Source organism: Streptococcus suis, assembly GCF_024509555.1.
Lineage (GTDB): Bacteria > Bacillota > Bacilli > Lactobacillales > Streptococcaceae > Streptococcus > Streptococcus suis_AD.
In genome coordinates this window covers 13,605-31,993 of sequence record NZ_JAMWEL010000018.1, presented here as the reverse complement: position 1 = coordinate 31,993, position 18,389 = coordinate 13,605, and the positions used below count along the sequence as shown (strand labels likewise).

Below are 18,389 nucleotides of genomic sequence, written 5' to 3'. Positions count from 1 at the left end.
AGAATATCTTATGAAAATTATTGAAATGAAAGATGTTTCCAAGAAATACGGGAACGGGACAACTGCTCTTAGAGGAGTGTCTATATCTGTTGAGGCTGGCGAATTTGCCTATATCGTAGGACCTTCGGGTGCTGGTAAGTCAACTTTTATTAAACTCTTATACCGTGAAGAAAAGCTTGATAAGGGTAGTTTGACGGTTGGGAAGTTTGACCTGGCTAAGATTAAGAAAAGGGATGTTCCACTTCTACGTCGTAGTGTAGGAGTGGTCTTCCAAGATTATAAACTCTTACCTAAAAAGACAGTTTTTGAGAATATTGCTTATGCAATGGAAGTTATTGGTGAAAAACCACGGAATATCAAGAAACGTGTTATGGAAGTCTTGGACTTGGTTGGTCTGAAGCACAAGATTCGTTCCTTCCCTAATGAGCTTTCTGGTGGTGAGCAGCAGCGGATTGCTATTGCTCGTGCGATTGTCAATAATCCAAAAGTATTGATTGCCGATGAGCCGACTGGTAACTTAGATCCTGAAAACTCTTGGGAAATCATGAACCTCTTGGAACGTATCAATCTGCAGGGAACAACTATTTTGATGGCGACACATAACAGCCAGATTGTGAATACTCTTCGGCACCGTGTTATCGCTATTGAAGATGGTCGCGTTGTACGAGATGAGGCGGAAGGAGAGTACGGATACGATGATTAGACGATTTTTTAAACACTTATTAGAGTCACTGAAAAGTTTAAAGCGAAACGGTTGGATGACCATTGCGGCAATCTCTTCAGTAACCATCACTCTATCCTTAGTTGGACTTTTTGGCTCCGTAATTCTGAATACCGCTAAGTTAGCAACGGATTTGGAAAATAATGTGAGAATTAACGTCTATTTAAGAGCGAATTCCACGGATCAGGCTGAGATGATTGCAAATGAAGCCGGTGAGGCTGTTGCTAATCCAGACTTTAAAAAAGTCTATAATCAAATAGTAGCACTACCAAATGTTCAACAGGTGACTTACTCCAGTAAGGATGAGCAACTACAAAAATTGACAGCTACCCTAGGAGAAACATGGAATCTTTTCCAAGGAGATGCCAATCCCTTGTATGATTCTTATATCATTGATACCACAGATCCACAATATGTTAAATCTGTTGCTGCTGAAATCGAAAAAATAGATGGTGTAACTGAGGTAAGGGATGGAGAGGTTGAAACGGAACGGATATTCAAACTTGCAAATCTAGTTCGTACTTGGGGGCTTGCAGCTACTGGTTTGCTCTTATTTACAGCTATTTTCTTGATTTCAAATACCATTCGTATTACCATCATTTCACGAAGTCGTGAAATTCAGATAATGCGTTTGGTTGGTGCAAAAAATAGCTATATCCGTGGTCCATTCCTTTGGGAAGGTGCCTGGGTTGGTTTACTCGGTGCGGTATTACCAGCAACTCTTATCTATTTCTTATACCAGATGGTATATAGTTCAGTAAATGCTAGTCTTGCTAGTCAAGATTTGTCTTTGATCAGCATGGATATTTTCATTCCGGGCATGATTGGTTCCCTTTTCTTGATTGGTATTTTTATTGGTTCGCTTGGTTCAGTTATTTCCATGAACCGTTATTTGAAAATTTAATGATATTAAAAGGTCCGCACTTATTTGGTGACGGACCTTTTGCGTTTGGCTATGAGTGAGAGTGGTGTGAAGAATCGCCCATTTCTTGCTTAATGGCACAATCACAGGAACATTCTCCACAGGAACTTTTTCCTTTTGCTAGGCTGCGAACGGCTAGAATAAATAGTACTGCAATGATAAGAAAGAGGATAAGTGTTGGCATTAGTATTCTCCCTTTTCAAGTTTTTTTAGGGTAACAATGGGTAACCGAGTGGCAGGTTTTTTCAGCAAGCTATAGATGGCTGCTAGTAGCAAGATAAGAGCGATAAAAGTCCAAGCTGTTGGAGTTTGTCCATCAATTAGTACGAGCCCCAACTGGTAGATAATTAGGCTGGTTGCATAGGCCAGTCCCGTCTGGAATCCGATAGCAATCCAGGTCCATTTGGCCTCTCCCATTTCACGATGAATAGCACCGATTGCTGCGAAGCAGGGGGCACAGAGGAGGTTGAAGACCAAGAAGGAATAGGCTGACAAGGCAGTGTAATCTTGCTGTAGCAGTCCCCAGAGTTCAGGATTTTCTTCAGTAGTCTCTCCTAATCGGTAGAGAATACCAAAGGTGGCAATGACGGTTTCCTTGGCTAGTAGTCCTGTGATGGCCGCAACAGTTGCCCGCCAATTGCCAAATCCAAGCGGTTGGAAGAAGAGGGAGAAACTGCGTCCAATAGAAGCCAGAATGCTCTCCTCTGTTTCAACCATCTGCAAACCCCAGTTGTAGGAACTAGCAAGCCATATGACGATATTGGTTACGAAAATGATGGTTCCAGCCCGCTTAATAAAGCTCAGAGCCTTGTCGAAAGCATAGCGGCCGACAGTTTTAATTTCTGGTAGATGATAGGAGGGTAATTCCATGATAAAGGGACTAGCTACTCCGCCCAGCTGCTTGGTCTTTTTAAGGGCCATACCAGATAGAACAATGGCTCCCATGCCGACAAAATAGGCACTTGGGGCAATCCAGGGATTGTCTGGGAAGAAGGCTCCGGCAACTAAAGAAATGATGGGAAGTTTGGCAGAGCAGGGCATAAAAGTAGCTGTCATGATGGTGATTTTTCGATCTTGTTCATTTTCAATGGTCCTGCTGGCCATGACTCCTGGAACACCACAGCCAGTGGAAATCAGCATGGGAATGAACGATTTTCCAGATAAGCCAAAGCGTCTAAAAATCCTATCCATGACAAAGGCAATGCGGCTCATGTAGCCAATGTCTTCTAAAATTCCAAGACAGAAAAAGAGAACAAAAATTTGTGGAACAAAGCCGAGTATGGCTCCACAGCCGGCCACAATTCCATCGAGCACCAGAGATTGAAGCCAATCAGCAATGTCAAAAACATTCAGATAATGTTGGATATAGTTTGGAACTAGTTCACCGAATAAGACATCATTGACCCAGTCTGTTCCCATGGTTCCGACAGTTTGGATAGAGAGGAAGTAGGTCAGCCACATGACAATCGCAAAGATAGGTAGGGCAAGAAAGCGGTTGGTGACAACTTGGTCGATTTTGTCAGATAGGTTAAAGCTGGTATTGCTCTCTTTGGTGACTAGCTCAGCGATATTCTCAATCAGCTGGTAGCGTTGATTGACGATGATGGCTTCCATATCGTCTGCGTATATTTTTTCCAAAATCGTAATAATTTCCTGTAAATCGAGTAGGGATTGTTGATTTAAAGGACATTGCTCCAAGATAATCGGATCTTGCTCCAGTAACTTAATCGCATAGAAGCGTTTTTGATGGTCTGGGATGGAGTCGGGCAAGAGGTCAAATACTTGTGACAAAGCAGCTTCAAATTGCTTGTCATACTGAGGAAAGATTGGTTCGATGTGCTGATGGCTACATTTTTCAACTTCGTGAAGGAGTTGGGGAATGCCTAGTTTCTTTAAGGCACTGATTGGCTGAACTGGAACTCCTAGTTGATAGGCGAGTTGGTCACTGTTAACCGTTTTTCCCTGACTCTTCAAAGCATCTGTCATATTGAGGGCGATAACAGTAGGAAGACCCATTTCTAATAATTGCAGGGTTAGATAGAGGTTGCGTTCCAAATTTGTCGCATCAACGACATTGAGAATAGCAGCAGGCTGGCCAGTCATCAGATAATCTCTGGCAACAGCTTCCTCAGTTGTGTAGGGTGAAAGGGAATAGATTCCTGGTAAATCCTGTAGAACTAGATGTTTGCGATGTTTTATCAGACCTGATTTTTTCTCAACCGTCACTCCTGGCCAGTTTCCGACACGCTGGTTGGTACCTGTCAAGAGGTTAAAAAGGGTTGTTTTTCCACTGTTGGGATTACCTACAAGGGCGATTTGGCTTATCATTTTACTTCCTCCGTCAGACGGACCTGCACCATCTGTGCCTCGGATTTACGTAGGGTCAGCTCGTAGCCACGTAAGGTGATTTCGATAGGGTCACCGAGGGGGGCAACTTTTTTGAGAAATAGCTGCGTGTTCTTGGTAAGACCCATGTCCATCAAGCGACGGCGAAGGGCACCAGTTGCGCAGATTTCTAGAACCTTGGCAGAGCTTCCAATCGGTAATTGATCGAGGGAGAGTGGCTCTTGCTTATCTGAAATTTCCTCAAGGACTAAACTTTCAATGACTGCCTGGTCCAGTGCCAAACGACTGGCCTTAATCTGAATAATAGCATTGGTCTTAGTCTTTGAAATCAAGCGGATTTCTTGTCCCTCTTTCAAACCCAGATGGGCTAGATGTCGTCGAATATCCTCTTGAGCCAAACATTTGGAAATGGTGTAACTATACCCAATTTTTAGTGTTTCAAGTTGCATAATCAATCCTTTGTGAAATATATAACAATAGTATAGCACAAAAGTTTAAAAATGTCAGAAAATTCTAGGAAAAACTTGTTTTGCTAAACTGAGCAAATCTGTGATTGAAAAATACGTGGTGCATCTGATAGATTGGCTGAAGACTTTTAAATATTTTCAAATAAGTATTGACAAATATCAAATATATGATAAACTAGTATAGTAATGCTGGTTTAGCTCAGTCGGTAGAGCGCATCCATGGTAAGGATGAGGTCGCCGGTTCAATCCCGGCAACTAGCATAAATTAACGTCGAAAACCCTTGATAGACAAGGGTTTTTGTTATGTCTGCCCCAAATAACTAGTGAGAACTAGAACCATGATCTAGCTGGTATGAAGTAAGGCTAGAAGTCTGTTCGGGTCTGGGGAATGGGAGGCTGAATAGTTTGATAAAGCAAAGTTTTCTATAAATGGGAAAATAGCTTGACAGATGGTTTCAGTATGTTAGAATAGGAACAAGGTAGTAAACTAGAAAAGAAAGGAGAACATCATGAAACAATTGCTTGTAAAGACAGTAGCATTTTTTCAGCAACCACTCCTTTCTAAGCTGACACCTTAGTTTCTTTTTGCGGACTTGAGGGTGCCCGGGTTGGAGTGTATTCATCCCGGGCCTTTTTGTGTCTAAAAGCTGAAGGTGGATGATTTTTTAAAGGCTATCGAAGAAGGAGATTATATGTTTCGATTAATTTTTGACTATGTCAAGCAGCACAAGTGGCTTTACTTGTTGGTTGCTGTGACTTTGATTATATATGACGCCACGCTCTTGGTACCAACCCAGATTATTCAGCGGATGGTGGATACTTTGGCCAGTCAAGGATTGACAGAATCCCGCTTGGTCCAGGATATGACCCTGCTTTTCTTGGTAACCTTGCTCAACTACGCCATGGCTTTTATCTGGCACCTCAAGCTCTTTCAGGCTTCGGTCAACTTCAAGTTTGAGATGCAACAACGGGCCTTTCGAAAAATGGTCGTCATGCGGACCCCTTTTTATGAAAAATTTCGCTCAGGCGATATCATGACCCGTTTTTCAACGGATGTGGATGGGCTCATGGAAATGGTGGGTTACGGCCTCATGATTGTGGTTTATGCAGGTGGTATGTTGGCTTTTATCATTCCGACCATGTTTCTGATTGACTGGAAGATTTCCTTCTGGGCGATTTTGCCAATGGTTGCAATGGCAACCTGTATCTTCCTCATCGGACGGAAGCAGGACCTGGCTATTGATGAAAACCGTGATGCCGTTGCGGCACTTAACACAGAAGTATTGGAAGTGGTTGAGGGGATTCGCGTAACGAGGGCTTACAGCAAAAAGGCTAGTCAGGAGGCTAAGTTCCAAGAAAAGACCAGACGACTGGCTCAAGGTGGTAACCGCATCACCTCCCTTCAGTCTCTCTATAATCCGCTAGCAACGGTCTTTCTGGCCCTGTCCAATGCGGCGGTTCTCCTCTTAGGAGCCCATGCCCTGCAAAATGGCGACCTCAGTCTTGGTCAAGTCATCGCCCTCCAGCTCTATGTCAGCTCCCTCCTCGAGCCCTTCTGGACCTTGGCTGACTTCATCTTGGTTTATCAGACAGGCAAGACATCCTTTGAGAAGCTGCAGGAGCTCATTGAGACAGGCGACGACTTGGAGGCGGACGGTTTGGAGGCAATAGCAGAGCTGACTAGCATTTCCTTCAAGGATTACAGCTTTAGCTACCCACAGGCAGAACGGGCCAGCATTTCGGACATTAACTGGACTCTGACGGCTGGTCAGACAGTCGGTATCGTTGGAAAGACTGGCTCAGGCAAGACCACCTTGGTCCGTCAGTTGCTCCGTCAGTATCCAGTCGGCCAGGGAGAATTTGCTATTAACGGTCAGCCTGTTTTAGAGATTGAACGCTCGTCTATCGAGGAAAAAATCGGCTACGTTCCTCAAGAGCATATCCTCTTTTCCAAATCGGTTGGCGAAAACATTGCTCTGGGCAAGCTGGATAGCAGTCCTGAGGACATCCAGAAAGCTATTGCCACGGCAGCCTTTACCAAGGACTTGGAGCGGATGAGTGACGGTCTGGACACCATGATTGGTGAGCGGGGCGTGTCCATTTCTGGTGGTCAGAAACAACGGATTTCCATTGCCCGAGCCTTCCTGCGAGAGCCAGATCTGCTGATCCTGGACGATTCTCTGTCGGCAGTCGATGCTCGAACAGAACGCCAGATTATCCAAAATATTCAAAAAGAACGTGCGGGTAAAACCAATGTCATCGTGACCCACCGTCTGTCTGCTGTCAACCATGCGGACTGGGTGCTGGTCTTGGATGAGGGGCGGATCGTCGAGGAAGGACGGCCTGCTGATTTGCTAGTCCAAGAAGGCTGGTACTATGAACAATACCAACGCCAACAAAGCCAGGAAGGAGGGGAAGAATGAGCGTTATCGGTTATTTATTAAAAGAAATCAAGCGGGTCAAGTGGCTCTTTATGGCGGCGGTGGCTATCTATCTACTGGCTTCTACCCTGGTCCGCTTTGCTCCCCTGATCTTGCAGGGCTTGATTGACGGACCTTTGACAGCTATCAGTAAGGGAACGGTCTTGGATCAAGCAGTCTTTTTGCAGGACTTGGGACGCTATATGCTGATGAATGCGGCTGGAGCTTTGGGGTTTTATGCTTCTATGCGGATGCTCATGTACTGTGCCAATAGCATTGCGGAGCAGTTGCGGAATCGAGCCTACGATGTCATGCAGCGGCTGCCCATTTCCTACTTTGATGACAAACCTGCTGGTAAGATTGCCACACGGATTGTCAATGATACGGAGACCTTGCGGACCCAGTTTTATGGTACTCTGGTCAATGTCTTTAACAACATCGTCCGTCTGATTTTCACCTATGGCATTCTCTTCTATATGAATGCGACCTTGGGTCTTGTCCTTCTGGTGCTGATTCCCCTCTATATGGGGATTCAGTACGGTTATAAGAAGATGACAGACAATCCGATGAAGGACTTCTATGATGCCAGAAGTGATGTCAATACCCAGGTCAATGAAACCATGAATGGTGCTAGCCTGATTCAACTGTTTGGTCAGGAAGAACGGGTCATGGAGGAGTTTGAAGCGACGACCGACAAGATGCGGCGGGCGGATAATAAGATTATCTGGGCCCAGTCCATTGCGACCTGGAACTTGACCGAGCTTGTAAAGTATCTGGTCATCACAGGAATTTTGACCATTGTGGGCTACCAATTTCTCAAGGGACAGTCGGACCTGTCACCTGGCCGCCTTTTCGTCTATATCAACTATATCGAAGGGGTCTTTATTGCCTTGGGGCATCTTGTCCAGCAATTCCCCAACCTCCTGCGTTCTGTGGAAACAGGCAAGCGAGTCAGGAGCCTCTTGGAAGAAGAAACGGAGTCTGATACTAGTGCTGAATTGATGGTGACAGACGGTCAGGTGGTCTTTGACCAAGTGACCTTCGCCTATGAAGCTGGCAAGCCTATTCTCAAGGATATTGTCATTCAGGCAGACAAGGGGGAAACCATTGCCTTGGTCGGCCACACAGGCTCGGGCAAGTCGTCCATTATGAACCTTCTCTATCGTTTCTACGATCCTCAGGAGGGACGGGTTTTGATTGACGGGAAAGACATCCGTGATTCTTCACGGGAGAGCCTGCGGAGTCACATGGGAATTGTTCTACAAGATCCTTATCTCTTCACTGGTACAATCGCCAGCAACGTAGCCATGAACGAGGAAGAGGCGGATAGGGAGAAGATTGCCCAGTCGCTTGAAAAAGTCGGAGCAGGGCCCATGCTGGCTCGATTAGAAAAAGGCATGGATGAGCCCGTTGTCGAAAAAGGTGCAGCCTTCTCCAGCGGTGAGCGGCAACTGATTGCCTTTGCTCGCACCCTTTACTCCGATCCAAAAATCTTGATTCTGGACGAGGCGACTTCCCATATCGATACGGAGACAGAAGAGATTATCCAGCACGCTATGGAAGTTGTCAAAGAAGGGCGGACGACCTTTATCATCGCCCACCGCCTCTCTACTATTCAAAACGCAGATCAGATTTTGGTCTTGGACCAAGGTCGCATTATCGAACGTGGCAGACACGAGGATCTGATTGAACAAGGAGGCGTCTATGCCCAGATGCATGAGATTCAATCTAGGGTTTAGGAAACAATAAATTATAGTTTTTCTTTATTGGAATGATAGTTAAAATATATTAGCAAACCTTTTAGAGGTATGATAGGATAGTGCTATATCATGGAAGTCAGGATTGATGACTTGATGTAAAAAAGCATGAAATGGAGTTTTCTATGACACAAGCAATTTTCCCTATTCATACCTTGGACACTGTTAGACCTGATTTGAGAGAAAATTTGGAAACGGTCAAGAAAAATAATGGTGGCTACATTCCAAACTTAATTGGACTTCTGGCTAATTCTCCAGCCGCTTTGGAAACTTATCAGACAGTTGGTGGCATCAACCGTCGTAACAGCCTGACACCGACTGAACGTGAAGTCGTGCAAATCACAGCAGCGGTTGCTAATGGATGTGGCTTCTGTGTAGCGGGGCATACAGCCATCTCTATCAAGCAGATTAAAATGCCAGATGAGATTTTACAGGCTCTTCGTCAGGGGACACCTATTGAGGCAGATGCGAAATTGGATACACTGGCACGCTTTACTTTGGCAGTTATTCATGAAAAAGGTAAGATTGGGGACCAGTTGCTTGAGGAATTCTTCCAAGCTGGCTATACAGCTGAGGGTGCCTTGGATGTTGTACTTGGTGTTAGCCTAGCGACTTTGTGTAATTACGCTAATAATTTAATCAATACACCAATCAATCCAGAATTGCAACCATATGCCTTGTAAGCTAATTCTGAGATGATAGAGATTGATAAACCAGTTGAGGTCATACCTCACCTGGTTTTTTAGTGTTCAAAAAAAATGGATTGAAAAGTAGTTTCAGAATGAGACTATTTTTTTGATAAAATAGAAATTTAAATTTATTTATAAAAAACTATTGAAAAAATATCAATATATTATATAATTAATATTGTAAGCGCTATCTTTATTTAAAACAGAAAGGAGAAATAATGGCAAAACTAGTTAAAGAAGACCTAATCAAGCAGATCAAGGGTGGGATAATCGTCTCTTGTCAAGCCTTGCCTGGTGAACCCTTATATAGGGAAGAGGGTGGAATTATGCCTTTGCTTGTGAAGGCGGCAGAAGAAGCAGGTGCCGTAGGTATTCGAGCCAATAGTGTCCGAGATATTCGTGAAATAAAAGAGGTAACCGATTTACCGATTATCGGAATTATCAAGAGAGATTACCCTCCTCAAGAGCCTTTCATTACGGCAACGATGAGAGAAGTGGACGAGCTAGCTGAACTAGACATTGCAGTCATTGCCCTGGATTGTACCAGAAGGGAAAGATTTGATGGTCTGACTATTGAAGAGTTCATTAGGAGTATTAAGGAAAAATATCCAAACCAACTTTTCATGGCAGATATTTCCACTTATGAGGAAGGCGTTGTAGCCCACGAGGCTGGAATTGATTTTGTTGGAACGACCCTATCAGGCTACACATCTTATAGCCGACAAGAAGAAGGACCGGATATTGAGCTGGTTGATCGACTTTGTCGAGCAGGGATTGATGTTATCGCAGAAGGAAAAATCCACTATCCAGATCAAGCCAAAACCATTCACGAGTTGGGTGTGGCGGGTATTGTCGTTGGCGGAGCTATTACCCGTCCTAAAGAAATAGCAGAGCGGTTTATCCAGGCTCTGAAAAAATAGTTACACAGTCTAATACCCCCATATGGGGAAGCAAAAAATAAAGGAGAAGAATGATGAAAAAAATCATACATTCATTGTTAGCTGGTGTGGCAGTTTTGTCACTTGCAGCGTGCGGTAGCAGTTCAAGCAATACTAGTGCTGAAAAAACTGCTGATTCTAGTGCTTCTGGTAAGACAGAGATCACTTGGTGGGCCTTCCCAGTCTTCACGCAAGAAAATACAGAAGATGGTGTTGGTACCTATGAGCAAAAAATTATTGCTGCTTTTGAGGAAGCAAACCCAGACATCACTGTAAAATTGGAAACCATCGACTTTACATCTGGTCCTGAAAAAATTACAACTGCTATCGAAGCAGGTACTGCTCCAGACGTCCTCTTTGATGCACCAGGTCGTATCATTACCTACGGAAAAAATGGCAAATTGGCTGAGTTGAATGACCTCTTCACAGATGAATTTGTCAAAGATGTTGCAAACCAAAATATTGTTCAAGCATCTAAGGCTGGTGATACTGCCTACATGTATCCACTCAGCTCTGCACCTTTCTATATGGCATTTAACAAGGCCATGCTAGAAGACGCAGGTGTTCTTGATCTTGTCAAAGATGGCTGGACAACAGACGACTTTGAAAAAGTTATCAAAGCTTTGAAAGACAAAGGCTACAACCCAGGTTCCCTCTTCTCTAACGGTCAAGGTGGTGACCAAGGTACTCGTGCCTTCTTGGCAAACCTTTACAGTGGTAGCATCACAGACGAAGGCGTAACTAAGTATACAACTGATTCTGAACAAATGATCAAAGCCTTGGATAAGGCAGCTGGCTGGATTAAAGACGGCTACATGATGAATGGCTCTCAATACGCAGGTGGCGATGACATCCAAAACTTTGCAAATGGTCAAACATCTTACACTATCCTTTGGGGGCCTGCTCAAAACGGTATCCAAGGACAATTGTTAGAAGCATCTAAAGTAGAAGTTCTTGAAGTACCATTCCCATCTGAAGATGGTAAAGCAGCTCTTGAATACCTTGTAAACGGCTTTGCAGTCTTTAATAATGGCGACGAAGCTCGTGTAGCAGCGTCTAAGAAATTCATCCAGTTCATCGCAGATGACAAAGAATGGGGGCCTAAGAACGTTGTTCGTACAGGTGCCTTCCCAGTTCGTACTTCATTTGGTGCTCTCTATGATGACGAACGCATGGCTATGATTGATAAGTGGACTGGCTACTACTCACCATACTACAACACCATTGACGGATTTGCTGAAATGAGAACTCTTTGGTTCCCAATGCTTCAAGCTGTATCAAATGGCGAGAAAGAAGCAGAACCAGCTTTGAAAGAATTCACTGAGCAAGCAAACGCAACGATTAAATAAATGAATTGAATGAGGCTCCTTTTCTCTGTTAGCTATTCAATAGATATGGAAAAGGAGCCATTCCTTTCATGCTTTGTGAAAATCAAGAATTATTTTTTCAGTAGGTATTTTGATTTTCATAAAGAATGATTACGAATAGAATTGAGGTGTTCTAAGTGCAGATAAATAAGATTAGAATGCGGGAAACCATTGTATCCTATACCTTCTTGGCTCCTATTCTCATTTTCTTCACCATTTTTGTACTAGCTCCAATGATCATGGGATTTGTCACCAGTTTCTTTAACTATACCATGACAGATTTCACCTTTGTTGGACTGGATAACTATGTACGGATGTTTAATGATCCGATCTTTATCAAATCTCTGATTAACACATTGATTATCGTGGTTGGTTCAGTGCCAGTAGTTGTCTTCTTTTCAGTCTTTGTCGCTTCGCAGACCTATGAAAAGAATGTCATCGCTCGTTCCTTCTACCGTGCAGTTTTCTTCCTGCCTGTTGTAACGGGTTCCGTTGCTGTAACGGTTGTTTGGAAATGGATTTACGATCCCCTGTCAGGTATCTTGAACTTCGTTTTGAAATCTGGCGGCCTTATTGAACAAAATATCAGTTGGTTAGGGGATAAACAGTGGGCCTTGTTAGCCATTATCATTATCCTCTTAACAACTTCAGTTGGTCAGCCCATTATTCTTTACATTGCAGCTCTTGGAAATATTGATAATTCCTTGGTAGAAGCTGCGCGTGTGGACGGTGCCAACGAACATCAGGTTTTCTGGCAAATCAAATGGCCAAGCCTCTTACCAACCACTCTTTACATCGCAGTTATTACTACCATTAACTCCTTCCAATGTTTTGCCCTTATTCAGCTCTTGACCTCAGGTGGACCTAACTATTCAACGTCCACCCTCATGTACTACTTGTACGAAAAAGCCTTCAAGTTGTCTGAGTATGGTTATGCAAATACCATGGGTGTTTTCCTGGCAGTTATGATTGCACTGATTTCCTTTGCCCAATTCAAGATTTTGGGTAATGATGTGGAATACTAGAAAGGAGGAAACTATGAAAAAGAAAACCATTACACCCTTTGGTGTTATTTCAACGATTATCTTGCTCTTGTTGACCATCCTTTTCATCTTCCCCTTCTATTGGATTATGACAGGTGCCTTTAAGTCACAACCTCATACCATTGTGATTCCGCCTCAGTGGTGGCCAACCCAGCCAACCATGGAAAACTTTACTAAATTGACAGTCCAAAACCCAGCCTTGCAATGGCTTTGGAACTCAGTCTTTATCTCCTTGGCGACCATGATTTTGGTTTGTTCAACATCCTCTCTAGCAGGTTATGTATTGGCTAAGAAACGCTTCTATGGACAGCGGATTTTGTTCTCAATCTTTATCGCAGCCATGGCTTTACCTAAACAGGTTGTGCTTGTACCTCTGGTACGGATTATCAACTTTATGGGTATTCATGATACCTTAGCAGCGGTGATTCTACCACTAGTTGGCTGGCCATTCGGGGTTTTCTTGATGAAGCAATTCTCAGAAAATATTCCGACAGAGCTCTTGGAATCTGCTAAGATTGATGGATGTGGTGAGCTGTCAACCTTCTGGAATGTTGCCTTTCCAATTGTCAAACCAGGTTTTGCAGCCTTGGCTATCTTTACCTTCATCAACTCTTGGAATGACTATTTCATGCAGTTGGTTATGTTGACTTCACGTCAGAATTTGACCATTTCGCTAGGTGTTGCAACTATGCAGGCTGAAATGGCAACCAACTATGGTGTTATCATGGCGGGAGCGGCAATGGCTGCAGTACCAATTGTTACTGTCTTCCTTGTCTTCCAAAAATCCTTTACTCAAGGTATCACCATGGGAGCAGTTAAGGGATAAGAATCTGGCTAATTCATGGAGATAGAACTATGATTTATGATCATATTGACAATTGTTCACAATATAAGGGACTACATCCCAACTTGGATCTTGCCTTGGCTGTTTTGGAAAAGGGTGATTTTCGCGAGCAGGACCTAGGCAGGTATGAACTAGCTGGTCAGGATGTCTATTATTTCCTTCAGGAAAATACTCTTTCAGAAGAGTTCAAGGAGGAATTTGAATACCATCGTTCCTACGCAGATATCCATTTTGTTATCAGTGGACAGGAACAAATTTCTTACGGTTGTCGTCTGGTTGGAGAAGATTCTGGTTTTGATCCAACAAGTGATATCGGTTTTGTTCCGAGTGAAAAATGGGTGGATTGCCTACTTGATGGGAATTACTTTGCCATTTTCCTACCTGGTGAGGTTCATCAGCCAAACCAATGGGCAGGTGGACAAAAGACTGTCCGCAAGTTTGTCATTAAAGTCTTACTAGACGATTAGTTTTCAACTAAAATAGAAAGGGGAAGATGTAAATGAAAGGAAAGGGTGGTAGAACACTGGTTCAGTCCTTGTTTGATGCCAATCATCCAGCATGGCAACTGGTAGAAAAACTCTTTGATCTCATGCTCTTAAATGGCTTAACTGTTTTGGCAAGTCTTCCTCTTTTTACCTTGGGAATTGCCAAACTAGCCCTCCAAGCGAGTTTATGGGACATGAATGAAGAGGGGAAAGTCAAGGTCTGGTCGACCTACTGGGGTCATTTTGGTCGCCAGTGGAAACAGGGTCTGGTCTTGTCACTGGTAGAAATTGGGCTAACGACATTTTGCCTCTTGGATCTATATCTGATTTGGGGACAGGCTGGTCTGGTATTTGACAGTTTTCGTGCAAGCTGTATTGCCATCCTGCTCTTTAGTCAGTTACTTTGGGTCTATATCTACCCGTTAGCCAGTCGATTTGATTTGCAGTTGAAAGACTTATTCCTAAAAGGAATTTTATGCCTGGGGAATATGCTGTCCTTGACGGCTATGGTTGGTCTGGTCTTTCTACTTGTAGCTGCTATCCTCTTTTATTCAGACCTGACATTTTTAATCGGTCTGGTTTGTCTGCTATTTTTTGCCTACGCTGGCCTATCCTTTCTATTTATTAGAGAATTTGGGTCAAGAATAAAAACAGTTAAAAAGGAATTAGAATGAAAGATTTATCGAAATATCATGGAATTATCCCGGCCTTCTATGCCTGTTATGACGAGGCTGGTGAGATTAGTTCAGAACGTGTAAAAGCCCTGGTTCAGTATTTCATTGACAAGGGTGTTCAAGGGCTATATGTCAACGGTTCATCTGGTGAATGTATTTACCAAAGTGTGGCAGACCGCAAGCAAATTCTTGAAGCGGTCATGGAAGTTGCCAAGGGCAAATTGACCATCATCAACCATGTGGCCTGCAACAATTTGAAGGACAGCGTGGAGCTAGCGCGCCATTCGGAAGAATTGGGTGTTGATGCTATTGCAGCTATCCCACCTATTTACTTCCGTTTGCCAGAGTACAGTATCGCTGCTTACTGGAACGGCATTAGTGCAGCTGCACCAAACACCGATTTCATTATCTACAACATTCCGCAACTGGCAGGTGTTTCCTTGACACCAAGTCTGTATAAGGAAATGTTGAAAAATCCACGTGTGGTTGGGGTGAAAAATTCCTCTATGCCGGTTCAGGATATAGATACTTTTGTAACCCTTGGTGGCGAGGACTATGTAGTCTTCAATGGTCCAGATGAGCAATTCTTAGGTGGTCGCCTCATGGGGGCGAAAGGTGGAATTGGGGGTACCTATGGCGCTATGCCAGAACTCTTCCTGCGTTTGAATCAATTGATTGCGGACAAGGACTTGGAAACAGCCCGTCAATTGCAGGCGACTATCAATACTATTATTGGTAAACTGGTATCCGGTCATGGTCATATGTACGCTGTCATCAAGGAAGTCATCCGTATCAATGATGGCTTGGATATTGGTTCTGTTCGTGAACCTCTGACAGCCTTGACGGAAGCAGACTTGGTCATTGCTCAAGAAGCAGCTCAGGTCATTCGGGATGCCAAGGAAAGATTTGGTGCCTAGGAGGTGTCTATGAAAACCTATCTTGCCATTGATATTGGCGGAACTCAGATTAAATATGGCCGCCTAGATGCAGCAGGTCAAATTCTTGAAAGTTACAAGATGGACACGGAAGCCTACAAGGGTGGTCCCCATATCCTAGCGACAGTCAAAAAACTAGTGGCAGATTTCCATGCCCAAGCCCCCCTGTCTGGTGTAGCCATTTCTTCAGCTGGGATGGTTAACCCTGACAAGGGAGAGATTTTCTACTCAGGACCACAAATTCCAAACTATGCTGGTACCCAGTTTAAGTCTGAAATTGAAACAAGTTTCGGTCTTCCTTGTGAGATTGAAAATGATGTAAACTGTGCGGGTCTAGCAGAAGGGATTTCAGGTGCTGGTCAGGATTGCCAGATTAGTCTCTGCTTGACCATTGGCACGGGCATTGGAGGTTGCTTGCTGATCAATAAAGAAATTTATCATGGGTCTAGCAATGCCGCTTGTGAAGTCGGCTACCTGCCTCTTGCTGAAGGTGCTTTTCAGGATATAGCCTCTACGACAGCCTTAGTTCAACATGTGGCAGACTTGCATGGAGATTCTGTATCTGAATGGGATGGTTTGCGAATTTTTGAAGAAGCGAAAGCTGGAAATCGGAAATGTCAGGCAGCTATTCATCAACTTACAGATTATTTGGGTAAAGGGATAGCTACTATTTGTTATGTGACAAATCCAGAAATTGTCATTCTAGGTGGTGGAATAATGGCTCAGAAAGAGTATCTTGCTCCGATTTTACAAGAAGCCCTTAAACGCCATCTCTTACCGAGTCTGGTTGATCAGACAAGATTGGCCTTTGCAGAGCATGAGAATGCTGCTGGTATGCTGGGTGCCTTCTATCATTTCCAACAAAAGCAAGGTCTGAGATAGGAGTAGCTATGATTGATACAATGTCCCTGCAGGAGATGCAGGACTACCGAGGTCGTCATGAGATACCAGAAGACTTTGATCAATTTTGGCAGGCTGAAAAAGATAAGCTAGAAGGCTTGCCTGTTCATCAATTTGTGGACAAGGAGTGTGGCCTAGACCAGGTAACTTGTTCTAGCTTGTGGTTTGAAGGGACCAATGGTTCCAAGGTATTTGCTAAATGCCTCTTTCCCAAATCTGAACAGCCGGTTCCTGTCCTCTTTTACTTCCATGGTTACCAAGGACAAGGTCCTGATTGGACAGAGTTACTTAAGTTTGTCGCAGCGGGATTTGGTGTTGTTGCTATGGATGTTCGAGGCCAGGCGGGGCATTCTCAAGACCACGGTCGCTTTGATGGGATGACTGTCAAAGGCCAGGTTATTCGTGGTATGTTGCAGGGTCCCGACCACCTCTTTTACAAGGATGTTTACTTGGATGTCTATCAACTGGTGGAAATTATTGCCAGCCTTGACTTTGTAGACAAGAAGCGTCTGGTTTCTTATGGAGGATCTCAAGGCGGAGCCTTGGCACTAGTTTCGGCAGCTCTCAATCCACGGATTGGAAAAACGGTGGCTATCTACCCATTCCTTTCTGACTTTAAACGGGTGCTGGAACTAGGAAACACTAGCGAGGCCTATGATGAACTCTTCCGATATTTCAAGTTTTCTGATCCATTTCACGAGACAGAAGATGCGGTTTTACAGACCTTGTCTTATATCGATGTGAAAAACCTGGCTCATTTGATTACCTGTCCTGTTGCTATGGTGACAGGCTTGGAGGATAGTGTCTGTCCACCTTCTACTCAATTTGCCATTTACAACCGACTCGCAGGTCCAAGAGAAATGAAAATCATGCCGGACTATGGTCATGATGCCATGCATGTGAAAGTTAATGACTATATTTTTGATTATTTAGTGGGTAGCACATTTTTTCAATAAGTAATAAAAAAAACGGACAGAGATTGATATTGAAAAATCAATCTCTGTTCGTTTTGTCTTCCTTGGGTATTTGATTCTATTTGGGAGCAGGCATCATTCCCGTAAAGATTGTTTGAAAATATTTTCCTTCCGTTCCTTATCAATTGATTGGAAGTAGGAATAAATGATGTCCAGCATGATGAGGAGGGGTATTTGAGGTGAAATGCGATTTCCATGGTTAATCTGATGGACAGAAGCGACAGGAATCACTTGTTGTAGAGGTAATGGCTGTGATGGTTTTGTAGTTAATAACACAGTGGGAACGCCTTTTTCAGAAGCTATGGCTAGGTGTTCCATGACTTCTTTGGTCTGACCGGATAAACTGAGTCCGATTACTAAGCAATGGCTGTCCAAGATATTGGTTGTCCAGATAATATTATTTTTGTCAGTAATGGCATCACAAACTACACCCAATCGCATAAAACGGGACTTGATTTCCATGGCGACCAGACCAGAGCTGCCAATACCATAAAAGTAGACCCGTTTGCTCTTATCAATCATCTTGGCAACGTCTTCTAATTTTTGCTCATCAATCAGACTATTAGTCGACTGAATAATCTGCTCGTAATCTAGCAATACTTTTTTGGTGAGGTTGTTTTGTACTCTCTCAAAGTGTTTATTGACATATTCTTGATTATTTTGAAAAGCGAAGACAAATTCACGGTAGCCAGAGAAGCCACATTTTTTGGCAAAACGAGTCAGGGCAGATGGGGAAATATGAAGATGGGTGACGGTAGACTCCAATCTTAGGTCTGCACTTGAGGGGTCTAAATTCGTAAAATAAGTTGCAATTTCCTTTTCTAATTTTGTCATTTGATCAAGTTTTGACTCAATGATAGATGAAATATTTTTTTCACTTACTAGCATGCTTACTTCCTGTAATAAT

Annotated in this window: 17 protein-coding genes and 1 tRNA gene; 15 read left to right on the top strand and 3 right to left on the bottom strand. The window is 43.5% G+C overall.

Annotated elements, in window-relative coordinates; all coding sequences use genetic code 11:
• The first annotated feature begins 10 nt into the window (after window positions 1–10).
• A complete protein-coding gene (ftsE, locus tag NF418_RS08060; RefSeq protein WP_105108367.1) occupies window positions 11–703 on the top strand; it encodes a cell division ATP-binding protein FtsE in 693 nt (230 codons plus the stop codon).
• Window positions 696–1,625: a permease-like cell division protein FtsX gene (gene ftsX, locus NF418_RS08055; RefSeq protein ID WP_256779147.1), complete on the top strand. Its 930-nt coding sequence runs from the start codon at window positions 696–698 to the stop codon at window positions 1,623–1,625. The genes ftsE and ftsX overlap by 8 nt, the downstream gene beginning before the upstream one ends.
• Before the next feature lie 201 nt (window positions 1,626–1,826).
• Here ftsX and feoB read toward each other — a convergent pair whose 3' ends face one another.
• Both feoB and NF418_RS08045 read right to left on the bottom strand, forming a co-directional pair.
• Window positions 1,827–3,968: a ferrous iron transport protein B gene (gene feoB / locus NF418_RS08050; protein ID WP_256779161.1), complete on the bottom strand. Its 2,142-nt coding sequence runs from the start codon at window positions 3,966–3,968 to the stop codon at window positions 1,827–1,829.
• A complete protein-coding gene (locus NF418_RS08045; protein ID WP_256779146.1) occupies window positions 3,968–4,438 on the bottom strand; it encodes a ferrous iron transport protein A in 471 nt (156 codons plus the stop codon). The genes feoB and NF418_RS08045 overlap by 1 nt, the downstream gene beginning before the upstream one ends.
• Window positions 4,439–4,644: 206 nt before the next feature.
• On the opposite strand from NF418_RS08045, the gene NF418_RS08040 reads away from it, so the two are divergent.
• The 13 genes from NF418_RS08040 (at window position 4,645) to NF418_RS07980 (ending at window position 17,464) form a co-directional block, all read left to right on the top strand.
• A tRNA-Thr gene (locus tag NF418_RS08040) sits at window positions 4,645–4,717 on the top strand.
• Between the two features lie 431 nt (window positions 4,718–5,148).
• Window positions 5,149–6,879, top strand: coding sequence for an ABC transporter ATP-binding protein (locus NF418_RS08035; protein ID WP_256779145.1), 1,731 nt, complete (start codon window positions 5,149–5,151; stop codon window positions 6,877–6,879).
• Window positions 6,876–8,615: an ABC transporter ATP-binding protein gene (locus NF418_RS08030; protein ID WP_256779144.1), complete on the top strand. Its 1,740-nt coding sequence runs from the start codon at window positions 6,876–6,878 to the stop codon at window positions 8,613–8,615. The genes NF418_RS08035 and NF418_RS08030 overlap by 4 nt, the downstream gene beginning before the upstream one ends.
• 131 nt (window positions 8,616–8,746) lie before the next feature.
• Complete coding sequence (locus NF418_RS08025) at window positions 8,747–9,316, top strand: carboxymuconolactone decarboxylase family protein (protein ID WP_256779143.1); 570 nt, start codon at window positions 8,747–8,749, stop codon at window positions 9,314–9,316.
• Window positions 9,317–9,540: 224 nt separating this feature from the next.
• Window positions 9,541–10,242, top strand: coding sequence for an N-acetylmannosamine-6-phosphate 2-epimerase (locus NF418_RS08020; RefSeq protein WP_172083157.1), 702 nt, complete (start codon window positions 9,541–9,543; stop codon window positions 10,240–10,242).
• A gap of 53 nt (window positions 10,243–10,295) precedes the next feature.
• Window positions 10,296–11,609, top strand: a complete 1,314-nt coding sequence (locus NF418_RS08015; RefSeq protein ID WP_105108376.1) for an ABC transporter substrate-binding protein — start codon at window positions 10,296–10,298, stop codon at window positions 11,607–11,609.
• Between the two features lie 155 nt (window positions 11,610–11,764).
• A complete protein-coding gene (locus tag NF418_RS08010) occupies window positions 11,765–12,652 on the top strand; it encodes a carbohydrate ABC transporter permease (protein WP_024380549.1) in 888 nt (295 codons plus the stop codon).
• 13 nt (window positions 12,653–12,665) lie between these two features.
• Window positions 12,666–13,496 carry a carbohydrate ABC transporter permease gene (locus NF418_RS08005; protein WP_024378605.1) on the top strand — a complete coding sequence of 277 codons (831 nt, stop codon included), beginning with the start codon at window positions 12,666–12,668 and terminating at the stop codon, window positions 13,494–13,496.
• Between the two features lie 29 nt (window positions 13,497–13,525).
• Window positions 13,526–13,981: a YhcH/YjgK/YiaL family protein gene (locus tag NF418_RS08000; protein ID WP_256779142.1), complete on the top strand. Its 456-nt coding sequence runs from the start codon at window positions 13,526–13,528 to the stop codon at window positions 13,979–13,981.
• Window positions 13,982–14,013: 32 nt separating this feature from the next.
• Window positions 14,014–14,673 carry a DUF624 domain-containing protein gene (locus NF418_RS07995; RefSeq protein ID WP_256779141.1) on the top strand — a complete coding sequence of 220 codons (660 nt, stop codon included), beginning with the start codon at window positions 14,014–14,016 and terminating at the stop codon, window positions 14,671–14,673.
• Window positions 14,670–15,590 carry a dihydrodipicolinate synthase family protein gene (locus NF418_RS07990; RefSeq protein WP_256779140.1) on the top strand — a complete coding sequence of 307 codons (921 nt, stop codon included), beginning with the start codon at window positions 14,670–14,672 and terminating at the stop codon, window positions 15,588–15,590. Before NF418_RS07995 ends, NF418_RS07990 begins: the two co-directional genes overlap by 4 nt.
• Window positions 15,591–15,599: 9 nt before the next feature.
• Entirely contained in the window at window positions 15,600–16,490 is an 891-nt protein-coding gene (locus tag NF418_RS07985) for an ROK family protein (protein WP_256779139.1), read from the top strand.
• A gap of 8 nt (window positions 16,491–16,498) precedes the next feature.
• Window positions 16,499–17,464, top strand: coding sequence for an alpha/beta fold hydrolase (locus NF418_RS07980; RefSeq protein WP_256779138.1), 966 nt, complete (start codon window positions 16,499–16,501; stop codon window positions 17,462–17,464).
• Between the two features lie 93 nt (window positions 17,465–17,557).
• On the opposite strand, the gene NF418_RS07975 is transcribed toward NF418_RS07980, so the two are convergent.
• A complete protein-coding gene (locus tag NF418_RS07975) occupies window positions 17,558–18,370 on the bottom strand; it encodes a MurR/RpiR family transcriptional regulator (protein WP_256779137.1) in 813 nt (270 codons plus the stop codon).
• Window positions 18,371–18,389 lie beyond the last annotated feature (19 nt).